Annotated in this window: 15 protein-coding genes and 2 tRNA genes; 13 read left to right on the plus strand and 4 right to left on the minus strand. The window is 37.7% G+C overall.

Going from position 1 to position 20,737, the window contains the following annotated elements; genetic code table 11:
- Nucleotides 1-207: 207 nt before the first annotated feature.
- The 5 genes from SALWKB2_RS08785 (at nt 208) to SALWKB2_RS08805 (ending at nt 8,330) form a co-directional block, all read left to right on the plus strand.
- Nucleotides 208-753, plus strand: coding sequence for a cysteine hydrolase family protein (locus tag SALWKB2_RS08785; RefSeq protein WP_025331305.1), 546 nt, complete (start codon nt 208-210; stop codon nt 751-753).
- A 602-nt stretch (nt 754-1,355) separates the two neighbouring features.
- A complete protein-coding gene (locus tag SALWKB2_RS08790; RefSeq protein WP_025331306.1) occupies nt 1,356-2,807 on the plus strand; it encodes a DUF3375 domain-containing protein in 1,452 nt (483 codons plus the stop codon).
- Nucleotides 2,804-3,598, plus strand: a complete 795-nt coding sequence (locus SALWKB2_RS08795; protein ID WP_025331307.1) for a DUF4194 domain-containing protein — start codon at nt 2,804-2,806, stop codon at nt 3,596-3,598. The genes SALWKB2_RS08790 and SALWKB2_RS08795 overlap by 4 nt, the downstream gene beginning before the upstream one ends.
- A complete protein-coding gene (locus tag SALWKB2_RS08800) occupies nt 3,591-6,974 on the plus strand; it encodes an ATP-binding protein (RefSeq protein WP_025331308.1) in 3,384 nt (1,127 codons plus the stop codon). Before SALWKB2_RS08795 ends, SALWKB2_RS08800 begins: the two co-directional genes overlap by 8 nt.
- Before the next feature lie 153 nt (nt 6,975-7,127).
- Nucleotides 7,128-8,330: a Wadjet anti-phage system protein JetD domain-containing protein gene (locus tag SALWKB2_RS08805; protein WP_025331309.1), complete on the plus strand. Its 1,203-nt coding sequence runs from the start codon at nt 7,128-7,130 to the stop codon at nt 8,328-8,330.
- 198 nt (nt 8,331-8,528) lie between these two features.
- Here SALWKB2_RS08805 and SALWKB2_RS08810 read toward each other — a convergent pair.
- Both SALWKB2_RS08810 and SALWKB2_RS08815 read right to left on the minus strand, forming a co-directional pair.
- A tRNA-Lys gene (locus tag SALWKB2_RS08810) sits at nt 8,529-8,604 on the minus strand.
- 2 nt (nt 8,605-8,606) lie between these two features.
- Nucleotides 8,607-8,682 (minus strand) — tRNA-Asn (locus tag SALWKB2_RS08815).
- Nucleotides 8,683-9,356: 674 nt separating this feature from the next.
- Here SALWKB2_RS08815 and atoD point away from each other — a divergent pair.
- The 6 genes from atoD (at nt 9,357) to SALWKB2_RS08845 (ending at nt 16,683) form a co-directional block, all read left to right on the plus strand.
- Complete coding sequence (gene atoD / locus SALWKB2_RS08820; protein WP_025331310.1) at nt 9,357-10,013, plus strand: acetate CoA-transferase subunit alpha; 657 nt, start codon at nt 9,357-9,359, stop codon at nt 10,011-10,013.
- A gap of 12 nt (nt 10,014-10,025) precedes the next feature.
- Entirely contained in the window at nt 10,026-10,682 is a 657-nt protein-coding gene (locus SALWKB2_RS08825) for a 3-oxoacid CoA-transferase subunit B (RefSeq protein WP_025331311.1), read from the plus strand.
- A gap of 5 nt (nt 10,683-10,687) precedes the next feature.
- The gene (locus SALWKB2_RS08830; RefSeq protein WP_025331312.1) at nt 10,688-12,034 is read left to right on the plus strand and encodes a TIGR00366 family protein; all 1,347 of its coding nucleotides are present in this window, start codon (nt 10,688-10,690) and stop codon (nt 12,032-12,034) included.
- Between the two features lie 19 nt (nt 12,035-12,053).
- Entirely contained in the window at nt 12,054-13,235 is a 1,182-nt protein-coding gene (locus SALWKB2_RS08835) for an acetyl-CoA C-acetyltransferase (RefSeq protein WP_025331313.1), read from the plus strand.
- A 212-nt stretch (nt 13,236-13,447) separates the two neighbouring features.
- Complete coding sequence (gene atoS, locus SALWKB2_RS08840; RefSeq protein WP_025331314.1) at nt 13,448-15,268, plus strand: two-component system sensor histidine kinase AtoS; 1,821 nt, start codon at nt 13,448-13,450, stop codon at nt 15,266-15,268.
- A 20-nt stretch (nt 15,269-15,288) separates the two neighbouring features.
- Nucleotides 15,289-16,683, plus strand: a complete 1,395-nt coding sequence (locus tag SALWKB2_RS08845) for a sigma 54-interacting transcriptional regulator (protein ID WP_025331315.1) — start codon at nt 15,289-15,291, stop codon at nt 16,681-16,683.
- A gap of 285 nt (nt 16,684-16,968) precedes the next feature.
- On the opposite strand, the gene SALWKB2_RS08850 is transcribed toward SALWKB2_RS08845, so the two are convergent.
- Nucleotides 16,969-17,754 carry an exodeoxyribonuclease III gene (locus SALWKB2_RS08850; RefSeq protein ID WP_025331316.1) on the minus strand — a complete coding sequence of 262 codons (786 nt, stop codon included), beginning with the start codon at nt 17,752-17,754 and terminating at the stop codon, nt 16,969-16,971.
- Between the two features lie 76 nt (nt 17,755-17,830).
- Here SALWKB2_RS08850 and pyrE point away from each other — a divergent pair, with 76 nt between their 5' ends.
- Together pyrE and SALWKB2_RS08860 are read left to right on the plus strand one after the other, a co-directional pair.
- The gene (gene pyrE / locus SALWKB2_RS08855) at nt 17,831-18,469 is read left to right on the plus strand and encodes an orotate phosphoribosyltransferase (protein WP_025331317.1); all 639 of its coding nucleotides are present in this window, start codon (nt 17,831-17,833) and stop codon (nt 18,467-18,469) included.
- 90 nt (nt 18,470-18,559) lie between these two features.
- Nucleotides 18,560-19,123 carry a DedA family protein gene (locus tag SALWKB2_RS08860; protein WP_025331318.1) on the plus strand — a complete coding sequence of 188 codons (564 nt, stop codon included), beginning with the start codon at nt 18,560-18,562 and terminating at the stop codon, nt 19,121-19,123.
- Between the two features lie 177 nt (nt 19,124-19,300).
- On the opposite strand, the gene SALWKB2_RS08865 is transcribed toward SALWKB2_RS08860, so the two are convergent.
- Entirely contained in the window at nt 19,301-20,449 is a 1,149-nt protein-coding gene (locus SALWKB2_RS08865) for a porin (RefSeq protein WP_025331319.1), read from the minus strand.
- Nucleotides 20,450-20,737: the final 288 nt, after the last annotated feature.

A 20,737-nucleotide genomic window follows, 5' to 3' on the forward strand; every position in this document is an offset into this window, starting at 1 on the left:
TACTGTAATTTCAAAAGTTATGTACTTTAATGAAAGTCTTTGGAAGAAAAGTTAAAGCGAAACACGGAATTCGAATTCGCGAATTTAACCTTGACTAAAAAATAAAATTATACAAATACCAAAAGACACAATAAAAATTAAATCAGTTTAACTTATGATTTATAATTCACAGAGCTCAGACAACAATAACAATTTGATGAATGACATATGAAAGCACTTATTTCAATCGACTATACCAACGACTTTATTGCCACAGACGGAGCACTGACAACTGGTCAGGCTGGCCAAGTCATAGAAAATGAAATGGTAAATCTGACCAGAACGTTTATTGAGCAGAAAGATTTTGTCGTATTTGCAATTGATGCGCATGAACCTGATGATAAATACCATCCGGAAAATAAATTATTTCCGCCGCACAATATCATAGGTACCAACGGTCAGAATCTCTATGGTTCATTAAAACAGTTGTACACAGCCAATCAAACCAATCCGCAAGTTTACTGGATGAATAAACGCCACTACTCTGCATTCAGCGGAACAGACCTGGATTTACGTCTGCGTGAAAGAAATATTACCGAAATACATTTAACCGGTGTATGTACAGATATCTGTGTATTACATACAGCAGTTGATGCATATAACCTTAATTATCAAATCGTCGTTCATCAGCATGCTGTTGCCAGCTTTGACCCTGTAGGACATTCATGGGCATTAAAGCACTTTCAGAATACTTTAGGAGCCACCATAATCTGATTAATTACAAACAATATAACAGGGCAATTAAACAACTCATTTTCAATTTTGACTGATTATTTTCCCAGTAAAAACTATATACCTATTTAAAAATATAGCTTTTAGCTATAACCACCCTACTTTCGTTTATTCTGTACTGAAATCACAAAATATACAAAAATAAATGATTAATTAATACAGGTGAAACTTTCTACACATCACAGTAAAATATCAGAAATCTACTACATAAACAAAACCACTTGAGCAAAACTCTTTATATAGAACCATTCAGAGAAGAATTCTATAATGATATATAGTAATAACAACTCTAATTATCTGTAAAAATTAAAATCATAACAATATCGATATAATAAATAACAAATCAATAATTGGTAAATAAGCCCATAATATAATTTAGTGCTTAAATTAGTAATTAAAATAAAAATTAATATATAAAATAAATTCTTTATTAAAATTTATATTTACTTTAACAATCATTCCTGAATTCGTTGTAAAAAAGTAAATAATCACCTAAATAATCAGTTTTAGATATTCTAAATATATGCTTTATACTTAAAATAAAGTTAATATTTAGATTTCCAATAGAGTATAAAAACTAGGTAATGAACTTTTCACATTCACTAGCAAAATATAGGCGACTTTATGAAGAAAACAAGGTCTGGAAATTACTTAGAGCAACTACAGCGCCTCTCATTTTAGCTTTTATTGAGCAAGTATTTTCGTCTGGACAAAACGAAATATCCTATAGTCAGGCTCGCATTTTATTAGATGCAGAGTTGGAAAAAAACCACTGGTATGCCGATACACCAGCAGCTATTTATATTAATCAATGGGTCAAAGATGGCTGGTTACGTGAGATGGACAATAAATTGACCAAAACAGATACATGCGAAATTGCATTACGTTTTTGTCAAAGCTTTGATGAGCGTAACATAAACACCAGTGCTTCACATCTACGTATTGTACAAGAGGCTGTTAGAGAACTGGTTATCGCATTAAACGAAAATCCTGAAGAAAGAATTGCCTTACTTAATCAACGTAAAGCTGAGCTGGAAAAAGAGATTACAATCATACAAACTAGAGGTATCAATACATTATCTGACCAACAACGAAGGGAAAGATTGAGAGAAATCTACCAACTTGCTTCAGTATTAACCAATGATTTTCGCTATGTTGAAGATGAGATTCGCCGTCTGGATCAAGAAATTCGCATCAAAATGATAGAGAAAGATAATAATCGCGGAGAAGTATTGCAAGCAACTATGGATCAAGAAGCTTTACTTGCTCAAAGCGATGCAGGTAGTGCATTTGAAAGTTTTTTTCAGCTGCTTTGTGATTCAAACCGCTCAACCGAATTCAAAGAACAACTAGATATTATTCTTAACCAAATTTCAGACAACTATTTACAACCACGACAACGAAAATTTCTCAAACGTCTATTACAGGAGCTCACTCAAGAAAGTGAACATATATTTCAAATTCGTCGTCGAACAGAAGAAAATTTGAAAACTTACATAAAAAGTGGCGCAGCACAGGAAAAAAGAACTGTTGATCGACTCATAATACAACTTGAACAGTTAGCAGTTAATTTCAGTAAAAATAATATTAACCTTAAACAAGCTACCAACTTAATTTTACCTACTGGTAATATCGAAATTAACTCTCCCGATTCAATATGCTTAAAAGAACCAATCGCTGCTATACAAATAACTGACATCACTGAGCATACAAATTCAGTAGTCCCGAGTGAAACAGTATTAACTTTATTAGATACCATCCAAATTAAAGAAGTAGCTGATTCAATCTATCATAATCTTTGTACCTTTGGACCATTAACTATAGCTGGCCTAGTTGAAAAAAAACCAATTAATTTTGGACTAGAAGAATTAGTAGCCTATTTGAGAATTGCGCAACATATTCAAGCAACTGACTTAAATGAAAAAGAGTCTATTATTATTCAAGATAAGCAGGGTATTCAAATCAAAGCTACCCTACCTAAATATTTACTCAGCGCCTCACTTTTTCCCGACAATTTGGAAGAGCTTTCTTTATGAACGAAGAAAAAAATAATAAATCAACATCAGGTGGTGAATTTTTTGATCAATTTTGTGAAAAAATGGTTACTAGTGATCCAATTAGTCCAACAATTGATGAGTCTATTCAAAACCAAGTAGAAATTGAAACAACACAATCACCATTATTACAATCTGATAATAATCCACAACCAGAGTCCAGCTTACTTCCCAAAGAAGCCAAACATGCTTTAGTAGCTCTGCTCAAAAATGGTGTTATTTTAGCTTCACAAAAAAATAATCTTTTTTCTATTATCAGTCATTACCATGTTCAAATTGATTCTTACTTAGCCAATATATATCTAAAATTAATATTAGATCCAACTACAGGGGTAGCTTACGTAGCACAGATGAGTGAAACGTTAGAAGAAAATGATGAAATATCACCATTAATTCATAGGCGACAACTAACAGTTCACGACACATTGATATTACTTGTTTTACGTAAATACTTTCAGGACCGAGAAACAGTCGGTGAAAGTAAAATAATTATTAGTTTTGAGCATATTGAAGAACTTTTAAAACCTTTTTCACCCATAACAAATCATTCAACCATCGAAAGGAAAAGCCTTAATGCGGCATTAAACCGCATGAAAGAACGCCATATCCTTGCTAACGTACGTGGCAGTGATGACCGTTATGAAATTACACCTATCATCCGTTATGTTGTGAATGCTAACTTTTTAGAAAACATGCTTTTAGAATATAAAAAACTAAGTGAAAAAGTGCAGTCAGATAAAGCAGATACAGTGAAAGAAGAATCAAATGAATAAATCCATAATTGATAATGAGCCATTCAACGTTGGTCAAATTCGCTTAAATGAACTTTCTGTATATAACTGGGGATCATTTCATGGTTTGCATACGGCCAAAATTGATCCTATCGGGACATTAGTTACTGGAGATAATGGTTCAGGTAAAACCACATTTATTGATGGATTAATGGCATTACTGCTGCCTGCTGGACGTGCTAGTTTCAACGTTGCTGCAGCTCAAGGAGATAGTAAAGATAGAACATTACTTTCCTATATGCGCGGTAATTTCGGTTCAGCACATGACGGCAGCAAAACAAAAGTAAAAAGCAAGCGAGACCAATCAGTTATTACTGGTCTACGAGCCTGTTACAAGGCTGACAATGGTAATTACATTACACTAGCAGTATTATTTTGGGCTGAGCCAACAGCAACATCTTCTGCAGATATTTATCGTCACTATGTTATTGCTAATCGTAATCTTCAACTTAAAGAATTACTAGAACATTTTAAAGATGGTAAGCGACATACTCTTAAGCAGTATTTAAGTAATGATGCAACCATTATTTATTCAAATAACATTTTTGATGGCTATCAAGCAATGTATCGTAAACTGCTACATATTGATAATAAAAATGCTCCAGCCCTATTATCCCGAGCTTTGGGTTTGAAAAAAATCGATGATTTAACAACCCTTATTCGTGAATTAGTACTGGAATCAAGCCAAATTAAAGAAGAAGCTCGTAATGTTGTAAAAGAATTTTCGGCATTAGAAGCTACTCATAACGAGCTAATTGATGTCAAAAAACAATATATACATTTGGGTCAATTACCTGAACACAATCAATCTTTTATTAAATGTATACAAATATTGGATAAACTTGAACAAGAAAAAAATGGATTAATTCCTTATTTTGGTGAACTAAAAAGTAAACTGTATACAAATAAGCTTCAAGAATTACAACAACAAATTGATTTTTTACAGCAACAAATTAACGAACAAGAACAAAATAAGCTAAACATAAATCAACAGATTGAATCATATCATGCCGCTTATCTAAAAGCTGGCGGCGATAGTATTGAGTCTTTAAAAAGAGAGCTTGTAAAAGCAAAAGAAGACTATAGCCGCATAAACCAACAAGCATCAATATATCAACGGGAAACCAAAACATTAGGTCTAAATTCAGAACTAATTCAGATAAATTTTGAAAATAATCAAAAAAAGGCAACAGACAAATTACAAAATCTGGATCAGAATAAAGAAAATGCACTAGTTAATTTTGCTCAAATCCGTGCCCAATTAAACAACTTAATGAGTGAATATCATCAGACCGAAGAACAAATTAACCAAATAAAGTTAAGACCTGATTCTAATATTGCATTCAGATTTCAGCAACTACGCGACGAAATGATCACAGATTTAAATTTAACAATTGAACAATGTCGCTTTATTGGTGAATTAATTAATGTCAAAGAAAGCGAAAATATCTGGCAAGGAGCAATAGAAAGAGCATTAGGTGGACTCAGAACCACAATGATAGTCCCTTATAATGTTTTCTCACAGGTAACACGCTGGTTAAATACTCGTCATACAGGCCTACATGTTAGAGTACAAGTTGTACCAGAATCATTTCAAAAATTAAAGTCACAAATCGAATTTAAACCTGAAGGCTATTTACACAAGTTGATTTGGCGTGATCATCCTTATCGTGACTGGTTAAAGAAACATTTGGAGCGTTTCGATTTAACTTGTGTAGATTCTACTGAACAGTTAGATAAAACCCCTTTTTCCATAACACAGGCTGGTTTAGTTCATCTGGAAAAAGGTCGTTTTGAAAAAAAAGACCAAAATAAAATCAATGATAAAAAATCTTGGCAACTTGGATTTTCTAATAAAGCCCGATTAGCAATATTAGAACAGGAGTTGTCTTCTTTAACAGAAGATATTGCAAAACAAAATACGCTTACTCAGAAAAAGCGTAATGATTTGCAAACTATTGAACAGGAAATAGAACTATGGAAAAATTTACAAAAATATAGCTGGGAAAGTATCAATTTACCGCGGTGTATAGCTGAAGTTGATAGCATCCAAAAAAAACTGACAGAGTTACAAAATGGTGACGACTTAGAACAAGCTGAATTACGTTGGAAAGAGGCCAAAAACGCTTATGAAAATTTACAAGATGAAATTAAAAAGTTATACAAAGAACAAGGTAGTCACAATACTCAAAAAGACAATTTAAACGTATTGCTTCAGCAGGCACAAAAAGATTCAGATCAAGGAATTGAACACGATATAAGATTAATGTTAAATCATCGTATTGGACAATACAAAGATGATACTTTGCCATTAGTAATAGAGCAACAAGATTTTTATTACAAACAAATTGACGAATCCCTGAAAAAAACAAATCAAAAAAAAGAAAATATAGGAAAAGAGATAGTTAAAATCATGTCTTCTTTCCAACAACAATGGCCTATTATTGCTAATGATTGGATTCCAGACATTTCTTATATTGAAGATTATATCAATCACCTATTCAAACTGGAGCAAGAAGGATTGCCTCAGTTACAAGAACGCTTTAAAGAACGTTTAAATAAACATGCAACTGAATCATTAGCAAGAATTCAGCAACAATTAGAGGCTGAAAAAGATGAAATTAGAGAACGTATTCAGATAATTAATACAGTATTAAAACGTACGGAATTCAGAAAAAATACTTACCTAAAATTAAATATCAAAATTGAACAATATACAAATGTAATAGAATTTTCAAAATTACTTAAAAATGCTCTAAGCTTATTTACTAGTGATGACCATGAACGACGATTTAATATATTAAAAGAAATAGTCTCACAACTGGATAAAGCCAGCAATCTCGCAGCACATACATTAGAAAGCCTACGTCTACTTGACCCTCGTTATCAGATGTCTTTTTTTGCTGAAGAGCTAGATAATCAAACTGGAGCTGTTATAGATGTGCTTGAATCTTCTAGTGGTAAATCAGGTGGTGAAAAAGAATCATTTGCAGGCACTATAGTTGCTGCTAGTCTCGCCTACGCACTTACACCAGATGGATATGATAAACCCGTATATTGCACAGTATTTTTAGACGAAGCATTTTCTAATACAGCTGAGTCAGTTAGTCGGAGGGTGCTGCGCGTATTTAAAGCATTGCATATACACGTTAATTTAATTACACCATATAAAAACCTTAATCTAGCACGTGAAACAGCTCGTTCCCTGCTTATTGCTGAGCGAAACCAACAAACACATGAAAGTAGCTTAAGTGAAGTAACATGGGAAGAAATAGACGCCCAACGTGAGTTAATTAAAAATTCTGAAATTATGAAACAAGCCAAATCTCTTGGTATTGAGATCACTTCAACGCAATAATTATGGATTTGATATTATGTATTATAGTGTAATCTAAATATGCATTAAGAAAGTTTCTTTTCTATTCTCTAAATACGCATAAATGTTATTAAATAATCTCAATATGAGTATAACAATCTTGATTAGAGTGATGTACATAATAATAAACTGCTTATGACACAATTAAATGAAAATTGGGGCAAACTACCCGATGAGGTTTACAGCCATATTAAAAAGCTAGAATGGGATAAACAAAAGAATCTCAAAGAGCGTTTAATGCATAAACGAAAGTTTCCAATTGAAATATCTCTAGGCACACCAACTGGTGACCAGATACTTGATAATATGATGTATTTTAAAAATTTTATTAATCAATGGAAAGATTTTCCACAACAGCATTGGATAAAGTGGCAAGATAAAAAATACAATACTTTAGGTTTACAACGCATTCCTGTAACTTTAATTCTTAATAATCTGAAAGAACTATTTGAATTTCTAGGGCCTGATATTGAAAAAAAAATTGAAAAGCTAAGCAAGATAATTGAACCATTAACGACATACGACCAACGCTTTTATCCAATTTTAATTCAACATTTATCAATAGTTGAACAATTAACTCCTCAGGAATCAATTAACATTACTAGTTTATTACAGCAACTTACTCCAAGTATGGGGAAAGGCTTATATTTGCGTTCCTTACCTTTGAAAGGTATTGATACCAAGTTTTTGGAAAATAATAAAATCTTAGTGAGTGCTTTACTTGATGTTCTCTACAACAATGCAATTGCACAAGCTGGTAATTTATTGAAATGGCTAGGATGTTTAGACAATCCTAAAGGCTGGTTAATAGTTAAACCATTATGCAAAAAAACACAAGAATCTTTAGCTGGCTTGCCTATCTTACAAATGGATCAGCATACCCTAACCCATTATGAATTACCCGCCAACAACATTTTAGTAGTAGAAAATATTCAATCTGGTTTATCCCTACCAGAATTACCTGATACGATTGCAGTTATTGGTGGCGGTAATAATGTGAATTGGCTTAGTGCACAATGGTTAAAAAATAAAAGAGTAGCGTACTGGGGAGATATTGATAGCTGGGGATTAAAAATATTAAGTCTATCAAAAACCTTCTGTCCTCATATTCAAACACTTATGATGGATGAAGAAACATTAAAATTATATAAAAACAATATGGTAACTGAATCAGAATCTTATTCTGATATTCCTGTTAACTTAGATTTATCGGAAAAAGATTTATTTATTGTTTTACAATCCAATAAATACAATGCTAACCGATTAGAACAGGAAAAATTACCAAATGATTATATCCATAAAAAATTAAAAGAGTGGAAAAATAATCAAAATTTTTAATTAGCAATTATTAAAATTTAAGCTCTATTATAAAAATAAATATCATAACATTTTAAAATTAAAGCTTTCACCTTCGAACACTCACCTAGATTTTTAAAATATATATTACATTTTCTAATGTAAAAAAACCGTACCAAATAATTATTGGTACGGTTTCATCATTATATTTATCAGTTAAAACAGCTTGATAAAGAAATCTGGTGGGTCGTGAGCGATTCGAACGCTCGACCAACGGATTAAAAGTCCGCTGCTCTACCGACTGAGCTAACGACCCTTTGGCTCCCCGACCAGGGCTCGAACCTGGGACCTGCGGATTAACAGTCCGTCGCTCTACCGACTGAGCTATCAGGGAAAGGAAGAGCGCATTATAGGGGGCGATATTAAACTCGTCAAGCCTTTTTAGCCATTTTAAGCCTCAAAAACGGCCTAATAAATACAAATCATTGGTAGTTCTATATTTTTAATTGTAAATATGGTTGTATAGCTTAAATTCTATTTGCTTTTATACTCTAATAAACGTATTCAGGTTCTGCGCTTCTTAGTTCAGACCAGAAAATTGATAAAATATATTATGTTCTATTCACGCCAAGCAGATACTATATAGTTTTTCCTTGTACAAATTTCTTTATCGGATTTTTCCTGAAGAATTTATGATAAAAATAAACTGAAAGTATTTTTATCAATATAGAATTATTTATCCAATAAATCATAATATTAATTATTTTCCCAGATTATTCTGATACTTTATTTTCTTGTCCGCTGATGTAACTAAAATCAATATAATTTCTTACTTATTATTAATGTCAAATAAATAATAAATCTTTAATCGTGCAATTTTTTTTGCACGCAAGTGCAATTTTCTGCGCCAAGTTTATTTAAAAATCTTTTGTCATATAAAATTTCTATATATAAATCAATATTTTATTATTTTATTTTCCTTATTCCAATCTGGTATACAAATTGCAATAGCAAAGTGGCTTGCTTTTAAGCATAGATGAATTTTTAACGTGTAACAAGGAGCCGTTGATGCAAACAAAATTAATCACTACCGATAAAATCCGGGATTTTCTTAAAGACGGTATGACGATTATGTTTGGCGGTTTTATGGGGTGTGGTACGCCGTCAAAGATTGTTAATGCAATTCTGGAATCGGGTATTAAAGATATAACACTTATCGGAAATGATACAGCCTTTGTAGACACTGGTGTCGGACCGCTGATTAATAATAATCAGGTCAGAAAAGTGATTACTTCCCATATTGGCACCAATCGTGAAACAGGCAGAAGAATGATTGCCGGTGAGATGGAAGTTGAGCTGGTACCTCAGGGTACGCTGGCTGAACGGATTCGCTGCGGCGGTGCCGGACTGGGCGGAGTTTTAACACCTACCGGAGTGGGTACGATTGTTGCTGAAGGCAAGAAAGTTTTATCTGTTAATAATCGTGAGTATTTACTTGAGCTGCCAATCCGTGCTGATTTAGCCATCATTCATGCGCATAAGGCTGATTACAACGGTAATCTGGTCTATCAATATGCTGCACGTAATTTTAATCCGCTGATTGCTACCGCTGCTGACACGGTGATTGCTCAGGCTGATGAACTGGTAGAAGTCGGCCAGATACATCCTGATGCGGTGATGACACCGGCAGCATTAGTTGATTTTATGGTTAGCACTAACGATTAAGGAATAAAGACAATGGATAAAAAAGAATTAATTGCTCGCCGTGTTGCTCAGGAATTACGTAACGGAGATGTTGTTAATCTGGGGATTGGTTTACCAACTCAGGTGGTGAATTATTTGCCTGAAGGTATCAATATTACGCTGCAATCAGAAAATGGCTTTCTGGGGCTGGGGCCTAAAACAGTTGATGAACCGAATATTGTTAATGCAGGCGGTCAGCCTTGCGGCATTGTTCCCGGTGCGGCGATGTTTGACAGTGCATTTTCTTTTATGCTGATTCGCGGCGGTCATGTCGATGCCTGTGTGCTTGGCGGACTGGAAGTTGACCAGCATGCCAATCTGGCTAACTGGATGGTACCGGGCAAAATGGTGCCGGGTATGGGCGGTGCTATGGATCTGGTTACAGGTGCGAAAAAGGTAATTATTGCCATGGAACACTGTACTAAAACCGGTGAGCCGAAAATATTGCCGGAATGCACTTTGCCGCTTACTGCGAAAGGTAAAGTCAGCATGGTTATTACTGAGCTGGCTGTATTTGAATTTATAAACGGTCAAATGTATCTGATTGAAACCGCTGAGGGTGTGGATGTTGATACTGTAAAAGCGCACACCACGGCAGAGTTTATTGTTGCGGATAATCTGAAAACGATGTCCATTGCTACAGGGGCATAAGTTTTATGATTTCACGTTTATCCAGACATACGACTAATCTGGTCAGTAAATATCTGCCTGACCCGCTGATATTTGCTTTACTGCTTACTTTTATCATTTTTTTCATGGCCTGGGGATTAACTGATTCACAGCCTCTGGGTCTGATAAAAATGTGGGGGGACGGCTTCTGGAATTTGCTAGCCTTTGGTATGCAGATGGCTCTGATTGTGGTTACCGGCCATGCCTTAGCCAGCTCACCTCCGGTGAAATCTGTTCTGGTATCTATTGCCTCTCTGGCCAAAACTCCTACACAGGCAGCCATGCTGGTTACTTTTGTCGGCTGCATTGCCTGTATTTTAAACTGGGGGTTTGGTCTGGTTGTAGGTGCCATGCTGGCAAAGGAAGTGGCCAGACAGGTTAAGAATGTGGATTATGGCTTACTGATCGCCTGTGCTTATATTGCTTTTATGACATGGGGTGGCGGTTTGTCCGGGTCAATGCCTTTAATGGCGGCAACTCCGGGGAATCCTGTTGCACACTTTATGATTAGTGACGCTAATCCGCAGGGTATTGTGCCGATTTCTCAGACCATGTTTTCAGCCAGTAATATTTTTATTACTTCTATGCTGATTATCTGTTTACCTCTTCTGGTGCGGTTTATGGTCAGAACTGACGGTAAGGTGAATGTGGTTAATCCTGAACTGCTGGCTCCGGAACCTGATTTTCAGCGTAAGCTTGACCGGAAAACAGCTACCATAGCTGAAAAAATGGAAGAAAGTAAGCTGCTTTCTTTGCTGGTAGGTGCTCTGGGTATCAGTTATCTGCTGATTTACTTCTATCATAATGGTTTTAATATCACCATTAATACCGTTAACCTGATCTTCCTGACTGCCGGTGTTTTGTTACACCGTACACCTATGGCGTACATGCGTGCTGTCTCCAATGCAGCCAGAAGCACAGCCGGTATTATTATTCAGTTTCCGTTTTATGCGGGTATTCAGCTGATGATGGAACATTCCGGTCTGGGTGGTCTTATCACTGAATTTTTCATCAATATTGCCAGTAAGGATACCTTCCCTATCTGGACGTTCTTCAGCTCCGGCATTATTAATTTTGCCGTACCGTCAGGTGGCGGCCACTGGGTTATTCAAGGCCCGTTCGTGATTCCTGCCGCACAGGCTCTGGGTGCTGATTTAGGTAAATCTACGATGGCAATTGCCTACGGCGAACAATGGATGAATATGCTGCAACCATTCTGGGCATTACCTGCACTGGCTATTGCCGGTCTCGGGGTGCGTGACATTATGGGATATTGTATGACAGCGCTGATATTCACTACGCCGATATTCCTGATTGGTCTGTACTTTTTCTAGTTAAAAAAGGGAGTTTATTATGACAAAAATTGTAATCGTCAGTGCTGCACGCACCGCCATCGGCAGTTTTAATGGTTCACTTGCCTCTGTCAGTGCCATTAATTTGGGGAAAGTTGTTATTGACGAAGCTTTAAAACGTGCTGCACTGGATGCCGGTGCGGTAAATGAAGTGATTATGGGTAATGTGCTTCAGGCCGGACTGGGACAGAATCCTGCCCGGCAGGCTGCACTGAATGCAGGTATTCCCAGCAGCGTACCGGCTTTTACTGTAAATAAGGTATGCGGCAGCGGGCTTAAATCAATCGTACTGGCCACACAAAGTATTTTAACCGGTGACAACGATATTGTTGTCGCCGGCGGTATGGAAAATATGTCTCAGGCACCCTATCTGCTTGGCAGTAAAGCCCGCTGGGGGCTGAAAATGGGTAATGCCGAATTGTACGATACCATGGTGAATGACGGATTAACCTGTGCTACCAATCATTACCATATGGGAATTACCGCAGAAAATATTGCTGAACAATATTCTATCAGCCGTGAGGAACAGGACGAACTGGCACTGCGTTCTCAAAAGCTGGCTACGGAAGCTAATAACAATGGTGACTTTGAAGCAGAAATTGTTCCGGTCACCATCAGCTCACGCAAGGGCGATATTATCTTCAAACAGGATGAATATCCCAAAGCAGACAGCACGGCGGAAGGTCTGGCAAAACTCAGACCGGCGTTTAAAAAAGACGGTACAGTGACTGCGGGTAATTCTTCCGGTATTAATGACGGTGCCGCTGCTCTTGTGCTGATGTCTGAAACCAAAGCAAAAGAATTAGGCTTAAAACCACTGGCATATATTCGCAGCTATGCTTCTGGCGGCGTTGATCCGAGCATAATGGGAATGGGTCCGGTACCGGCAACCCGGCTGGCTTTACAAAAAGCAGCACTGCAGCTGTCTGATATCGATTTAATCGAAGCAAATGAAGCTTTTGCTGCTCAATTCCTCGGTGTCGGACGCGAGCTGAATTTTGACATGGACAAAACCAATATTCATGGTGGTGCCATTGCCCTGGGTCATCCTATTGGCGCCAGCGGTGCGCGTATTCTGGTTACCCTGCTTTATTCTATGCTTCATCGTGATAAACAGCTGGGACTGGCAACATTATGCATTGGCGGCGGACAAGGTACGGCTGTTATTCTGGAACGCTGTTAATGATAATCCGGTCAAACTAAGAGTTATGTCTGGTTAACAGACCTATGATTAGGTTAATCAGTCAGGTGGTAATGAATTTATCCGATATCGCCTGACTTGTTAATTTGCATAATTCATCTGATAATCTAAAATTAATTCAGATAAATATTTTGGCTGTGTATCAGCCGGATATTAAAAATATTTTATTGATAATTATGGATATTTGAGCACTTATGAACACCAGTTTTCTTCAGCGCCTATATCCGGAACGAATCAGTGCCCGTATCTTTTTACTGGTGACCTTCCTATCCTGTTTTTCAATTTTTGTCTGTGCCGTTCTAATTGATAAAGAAGGGCGCGAACTTCTCAGACAGGAAAAAAGCCATAAACTTTATGCCATTACCAAAACTCTGGATTTGCTTTTAGGTGATGCTTACCAGCAAGTGGATAAAAGCCTGCCCCGAACACAACAAATTACCCAGCTTAATCAGTATCTCTCTCCTAAAATCGAACCGCTGCTGAAAGACATGCCGAATATTGCAGCCGGTTATTATCATAAACAATTAGATGCCATTGTGTTGTATGCCCCGCAGTCAGCCTATGGTGTGAATGTTGGTAAATCTATTCCGGCTGAGCATAAAGGGCGTGAAGTCATGACCAGCGGCCGGCATATGGTCGAAACCGGACAGCAAGTCCGCGGCAATATCATGAATGCCATGATTCCCATTGTGCGCAATAATCAGATAATTGGCTATATCTGGGCTAATGAAACTTTGGATGACATTGAAAAGCAGGCGTTTGTATTTGATAAAAATGTCATTATTATCAGCCTGATCTGTATGCTGAGCTGTATTTGTATTGCTTCTGTTTTATCCAGAAAACTGAATACTGATATCAATATAATCAAACAAGGGCTGGAAAAACTCCCCTTCTCGCTGGACAGGCGTCTGCCAGTTATACGCGGTGAGCTGAATGAAATTGTCAGCGGAATTAACAGTCTGGCCGAAAAGCTCAGAAAAACCAAAACCATCAACGAGCTGATTCTGGAAAACACACTGGATGCAGTTATTACTGTGGATAATAATGGCTTTATTACCATGTTAAATCCGGCTGCAGAAAAAATCACCGGCTATCAGCTGGAACAAGTCCTTGGCCGGCCATATTCAACCATAGTTGATGATAAAAATTTTCAAAGTCCTTTACTGGATACTTTATATAATGGTATCGATCATGTCGGTGTGGAAGTAGATTTCCCGGTTGCCCGGCAAATTATCCGAATCTCAGCCAGCACCAGCCATCTGAAAGATTATCAGGGCAATATTATTGGTGCCGTCGTTATTTTTAAAGATATCACCGAACGGGAAGAAGTAGAAAAGTTAATCCAGCAAACCGAACGTCTGGTGGCACTGGGCGAGCTGATGGCAGGCATTGCCCATGAAATCCGCAATCCGCTGGCTGCAGTACGCGGTTTCGTGCAATATCTGCAAAATGATTTACCTCGTGCTGAGCAAAATGAATATCTTGATATTATTCTGAAAGAAGTAGATTCGATTAATCAGGTAATTCAGCAGCTACTTGATTTCTCAGTACCCTCAAAAAATTATTATGTTTCGGTACAATTAAACGACCTGATTAATGAAGTGCTGGTACTGGTTAATTCATCTCACCGCTCAAATAACATCGTCCTGACTCTTTCATTAGCCAGCCAGTTACCGCCATTGTATCTGGATAAAGAATTAATCAAACAAGCAATACTGAATTTATTAATCAATGCCATCCAGGCAGTCAGTGATCAGGGCAACATTGAAATCTCTACATTAATGTCTGCTAACCAAAAGTATCAGTTAATCCGGATAAAGGATGATGGTGAAGGCATTAAAAGCGAAATAATGGATAAAATCTTTACACCATTTTTTACCACTAAAATTTCTGGTACCGGACTGGGTCTGGCCATGGTAGAGAAAATAGTTTCCTCACATAAAGGGCAAATTAGCATTAAAAATAATGAGCACAGCAATGGTGTTACGGTTGAAGTAGCACTTCCCGTTAACTGATACACAATAATCCGGAATTTATGTCAGAAAAAATCTTAATTGTCGAAGATGAATTAAATCTGCGCAAACTGTTATCTATTTTTTTATCGCAGGAACATTATCAGGTTATTGCTGTTGATAATGCAGAAGACGCTATTGAAACCTTAGAACAGCAGCCGGTTGATTTAATTTTAATGGATAATCGCCTGCCTCAGATGAGCGGGCTGGAAGCACTGAAAATAATTAAACAGAACTATACTGATATATCCATTATCCTTATGACTGCCTATGCCGGTGTGGATACAGCGGTAGAAGCATTAAAACTCGGTGCAATTGATTATATTGTTAAACCCTTTGACCTGAATGAACTCAAAGCACTGATAAAACGTACCCTGGAGTTGAGCAAAGCTAAAAAAGAGGGAATGGATTTATCGCCAAAAATAGAATTATTCAGCTCGGATAATAAGGGGCATATTCTGACTAACAGTCCGAATATGATGGAACTGTGTCGCAATATTGCCAAAATTTCACAAACCAAAACCACCGTATTGATTACTGGTGAAAGCGGTACGGGTAAAGAATTAGTAGCCAAAACCATTCATTATTACAGTACCCGCTCAACCGGCCCGTTTATCAAAGTAAACTGCGGTGCATTACCGGAAACCTTGCTGGAAAGTACTTTATTCGGGCATGAAAAAGGATCATTTACCGGCGCTTATCAACGCCAGATTGGTTTATTTGAGCGGGCACACCAGGGTACACTTTTTCTGGATGAAGTAGCTGAAATGTCAACCAATCTTCAGGTTAAGCTTCTGCGGGTAATCCAGGAAAGAGAATTCGAACCAATCGGTGGCAGCAGATTAATTAAAACTGATTTCAGGCTGATTGCCGCTACCAATCGCAGCCTTCAGGATATGATCAGCACTGGTGAATTCCGCGAAGATTTATTCTACAGACTGAACGTAATGGAATTAAGCTTACCCCCCTTACGCGACCGGAAAAATGATGTCATGCTGCTGGCGCGCTATTTTGCCAATCAGTTTTGCCATGAAAATAATAAGGAGTTACTGGATTTTTCGATTAGTGCGGTAGAAGTACTTAATCAATACCCATGGCCGGGCAATGTGCGTGAATTGTCTAATGCCATCGAACATGCAGTAGTCATGTCCAACGGATTGTTTATCTATCCACAAGATTTGCCTGCACAAATTATTGCTCATAAAAAAACACCTGATTTTCATCCTGATTTTAGTGAAGATGAACAGCTTGGTGCTACCTTAAAAGAAAAAGTCAAAATTTATGAGAAGGAATTAATCATTAATGAATTGAGACTAAATAACGGACACCGGGAAAATACCGCCCGCTCACTAGGCGTCAGCAAAAGAACATTATTATATAAAATGCAGGAATACGATATTGTAGAAACCATTAATTAAATCACATTAACTCAGTTCCATGAATACCGGTTCCTGATATTCCCATATTTATTACCACGGCAAATATCAGTCTGCCATCAGACAATCAATATACAGGCGTTTACTGAACGCTTTATACGGATGCAATTAATGTAGCGATGGGAAATAAAATTTATCATAAACGGATAAAGCATGCAGCCCTACCCGCTTCTGCCTATTCACTGGCAGCCGGATTAAATATATTACTGGTTACGCAGGCTACCTGCTGATCAGATTGTTATATATGACAGCCGAAAACCAATTGCATTACTTTGTGCACTTTATTTGATAGTTATAATCAACAATCAAAGGCGCATGATCAGAAAATTTTTCTTCTTTATAGATCGTAGCAGTTTGTGCACAGGCAGCCAATGCCGGCGTGGCCATCTGATAATCAATACGCCAGCCTACATCTTTGGCATAAGCCTGCCCCCGATTGCTCCACCAGGTATAACCGGGAATCTCAGGATACAGCGTACGCCAGATATCTACCCAGCCAAGCTCATTGATAATCTGACTCAGCCATTCGCGCTCTTCCGGCAAAAAACCGGAATTTTTCAGATTGCCGCGCCAGTTTTTTAAATCAATATTCTGGTGCGCTATATTCCAGTCGCCACAGATTACGATATCGCGCTGTAAGGCTTGTAATTCGCGCAGAACCGGTAAAAATTTATCCAGAAAACAGAATTTAGCCTGCTGCCGCTCTTCCGAACTGCTTCCGGAAGGCAGATATACTGAAATAACACTGAGCTTGCCAAAATCAGCACGTACATAGCGGCCTTCATGATCAAAATCTTCCCATCCTAAGCCGATTTGCACATCATCAGGCTGCTGTTTACTGTAAATTGCCACACCACTATAGCCGCGTTTCACTGCGGTATGCCACGCACCATACATACCCAGCGGATGCTTCATCTGCTCAGTCATATCCGCTTCCTGGGCTTTTAATTCCTGAACACACACAATATCAGCCTGTGCCTGCGCCAGATAATCAATAAAACCCTTACTGGTAGCTGAACGTATTCCATTTACATTGGCTGAAATAATGCGCATCCGCATGTCCTTTCGATTAATGATAAAATTTACATCTTAAAATTTTTAATCTGCCATTTTACCATTAAGGATCATTATGTCTGATTTCCGTCAGGATTTTCTGCACTTCGCTCTGCAACAGCATGTTTTAAAATTTGGCCAGTTCACAACCAAAGCCGGCAGACAATCACCTTATTTTTTCAATGCCGGACTGTTTAATGATGGCTATAGTATTCTGCAACTGGCACGTTTTTATGCACGCTCGATTCTTGCCAGCGGTATTGAATTTGATATGCTGTTCGGACCGGCCTATAAAGGCATTATTCTGGCCGCAGCAACAGCCATGATGCTGGCGGAAGAAGGGCGTAATGTACCATATGCCTATAACCGTAAAGAAGCAAAAGACCATGGCGAAGGTGGCGTACTGGTTGGTGCACCGCTTAAAGGTCGTGTACTGATTATAGATGATGTTATTTCAGCCGGCACTTCCGTTCGTGAATCGGTTGCCATCATCCAGCATGAAGGCGCGGTTACCGCAGGTGTAGCCATTGCACTTGACCGCATGGAAAAAGGTCAGGGAAATCAATCCGCTGTTCAGGAAGTCGAACAACAGTATCAAATACCGGTAACGGCCATTGCCACATTGGAAGATTTACTGCTGTTATTAGAAAATGATTCAACACTGGCTGATTATCGCCAGCCGGTAGCTGATTACCGTCGGCAATATGGCGTGTAAATTTTGTCTAGTTCTGGCAAAACAGATTGCCAGAACGGTTCAAACAACCTTATGTTAAACAAATGATTTCTTTCTAACCCGATTAAACAGATGAATGTTGAGCAATTACTGAATCACTATGGCTATCTGGCCATATTTATCGGCAGCATTCTTGAAGGTGAAACCATATTGACCCTGGCCGGCTTTTTCGTACACAAAGGCTATTTGTTATTTTTACCTTCAATCCTGTGCGCGGCAGGTGGCGGGATGCTGGGTGACCAGATATGTTTTTTGCTCGGCCGTTATTACGGTAAACACCTATTGCAGCATTTCCCTAAACTGGATCCGATGGTAGCCAAAACCGATCGTTTGCTGTGTAAACACAGCTCTGTCATTATTATCGGAGTACGCTTCATGTATGGTTTGCGTATTGCCGGCCCGATTGCCATCGGTATGAGTAAAGTAACATTCCATCGGTTTCTGTTATTTAATGCATTGGGCGCTTTACTCTGGGCAACCATTATCGTTAGTTTTGGTTATCTGTTCGGACAATCAGCGCAATGGCTGTTTGCAGAGTTTCAACAATACACGAAACTGCTCTTTGTTGTTATTCTGATAGTAGCTGTATTTGCTTTGCTGATATACTGGTATATCAAACGGCATCGTAATAAATAAAACAGAAACAAAAACGGCTTTAAGCAAAATCAGTAATTAAATAATTATGCAAATCTGATTGCAGATACAAAATACAGATATATTTTATTTCAATAATTAGCTGGTTGGATTTACCGGATATAAAAAATAAACCCCGCAGCAGCGGGGTTTATTCTAAAATCAGCTAACAAAGCCTGATTAGAAAGTATGTTTCAGACCAACACCAAATGCAGTAGTTTTATTTTTACCTCTGCTTTCGTTCAGTTCATTGTAGCCATTACCCTCACGCAACCAGCCAGCCTGTACATTAGCAGTAGTATGTTTAGAGAAATCATAATCAGCACCTAATACGATCTGATCGTATTTGGTATTTTTCATTTTATCGCCATCCAACTTAATGTCCCAGCCATGGGCATAAGTGAATTTCGGAAAAATATTACCAAAGTGGTAACCAACAGTCAGAGCTGCTTCCTGTCCCTGATTATCCCAGGTTACATTATGATCACCAACATTCATGCTGATTAAGTTACCCTGCTCATTTACGCCTACAGGAATAGAAGCACCTTTTAAACCATTGAAATAAGAGCTGGTATTTTTGGTATATTGGTAACCTACACCTACAAACAGATTATTAGCATCATAGCCGCCTTCAACGCGATGTACCTGACCGTCTTTTAATTTAGTGTTACCGGATTCAGTAATTATAGCTGCTGAATTTTTCAGATAATCGAAACCATATTTTGCAAAATATCCGGCATTGTGATAATTCAGACCGATACTGTATTTATCACCGGCACCCATACCATAATCATACTCACTGTTCCGATCACCTCCATTTACATTATCACGCGGAGAGTATAATGCATTAAATTTGAAACCAGCCCATTCCGGAGAATCGTAAGCAATACCTACATAACGCTGACCGGTACGGGTAAATTTACCTAAACCCAGTACTTCATTGTTGTATTCCCATGGATCAACTGTATCCATATTGGCCTTCATCTGATTACTAATGCGACCGGCACGAACAGTACCGAATTCAGACTGAAAACCAATGAAAGAATCACGATTAGCCCAGCCATCAGCTTTACCATTACTATTACCCAGATGGATAGCAGACTCAACCTGCCAGATAGCTTTCAGACCATTACCTAAATCTTCAGAACCCTTGAAACCAATGCGTGAACCATAATCAGCTATACCATTCTGGTACGGACCACGGCTGTCACCACTGGTTTTAGTAGAAGATACTTCATAGCCTGCTTTCATTTGGCCGTATAAAACAACATCTGCCATAGCAACAACCGGCAAAGTGGTCAAAGCCAAAGCAATCAGGTTTTTTTTCATTACTGTATTCCTAGTCTCAACGTCAAAAATACAAACTTCAAAAACCAAATGAAGAGCTTTTGAAGTTTTACATCAATCGCCATTACGACGAGTGTGCGGAATATACTGGTCGGGTAATAAAAAAGCAAACCACTGATTCTAATTATTGATTCAGTTAATTTTCCACATTAAAGAATAGGTAAAATAAATATTAGAAATGTATTTAAAAGCTGATTATATTCTTAGATACTACAATAATAGTAACTAAAAAAAACACCAATTCACTTTAATAAATATTAAAAATACATT

The sequence above is a fragment of the Snodgrassella alvi wkB2 genome (genome assembly GCF_000600005.1).
Taxonomy (GTDB): Bacteria; Pseudomonadota; Gammaproteobacteria; order Burkholderiales; family Neisseriaceae; genus Snodgrassella; species Snodgrassella alvi.

Coding starts and splice junctions, on each gene's coding strand:
- SALWKB2_RS08785 (WP_025331305.1), top strand. CDS start 208: ATGAAAGCACTTATTTCAATCGACTATACCAACGACTTTATTGCCACA.
- SALWKB2_RS08795 (WP_025331307.1), top strand. CDS start 2,804: ATGAACGAAGAAAAAAATAATAAATCAACATCAGGTGGTGAATTTTTT.
- SALWKB2_RS08800 (WP_025331308.1), top strand. CDS start 3,591: ATGAATAAATCCATAATTGATAATGAGCCATTCAACGTTGGTCAAATT.
- SALWKB2_RS08805 (WP_025331309.1), top strand. CDS start 7,128: ATGACACAATTAAATGAAAATTGGGGCAAACTACCCGATGAGGTTTAC.
- SALWKB2_RS08830 (WP_025331312.1), top strand. CDS start 10,688: ATGATTTCACGTTTATCCAGACATACGACTAATCTGGTCAGTAAATAT.
- SALWKB2_RS08865 (WP_025331319.1), bottom strand. CDS start 20,449: ATGAAAAAAAACCTGATTGCTTTGGCTTTGACCACTTTGCCGGTTGTT.
- SALWKB2_RS08860 (WP_025331318.1), top strand. CDS start 18,560: ATGAATGTTGAGCAATTACTGAATCACTATGGCTATCTGGCCATATTT.
- SALWKB2_RS08845 (WP_025331315.1), top strand. CDS start 15,289: ATGTCAGAAAAAATCTTAATTGTCGAAGATGAATTAAATCTGCGCAAA.
- atoD (WP_025331310.1), top strand. CDS start 9,357: ATGCAAACAAAATTAATCACTACCGATAAAATCCGGGATTTTCTTAAA.
- SALWKB2_RS08850 (WP_025331316.1), bottom strand. CDS start 17,754: ATGCGCATTATTTCAGCCAATGTAAATGGAATACGTTCAGCTACCAGT.
- SALWKB2_RS08790 (WP_025331306.1), top strand. CDS start 1,356: ATGAACTTTTCACATTCACTAGCAAAATATAGGCGACTTTATGAAGAA.
- SALWKB2_RS08835 (WP_025331313.1), top strand. CDS start 12,054: ATGACAAAAATTGTAATCGTCAGTGCTGCACGCACCGCCATCGGCAGT.
- SALWKB2_RS08825 (WP_025331311.1), top strand. CDS start 10,026: ATGGATAAAAAAGAATTAATTGCTCGCCGTGTTGCTCAGGAATTACGT.
- pyrE (WP_025331317.1), top strand. CDS start 17,831: ATGTCTGATTTCCGTCAGGATTTTCTGCACTTCGCTCTGCAACAGCAT.
- atoS (WP_025331314.1), top strand. CDS start 13,448: ATGAACACCAGTTTTCTTCAGCGCCTATATCCGGAACGAATCAGTGCC.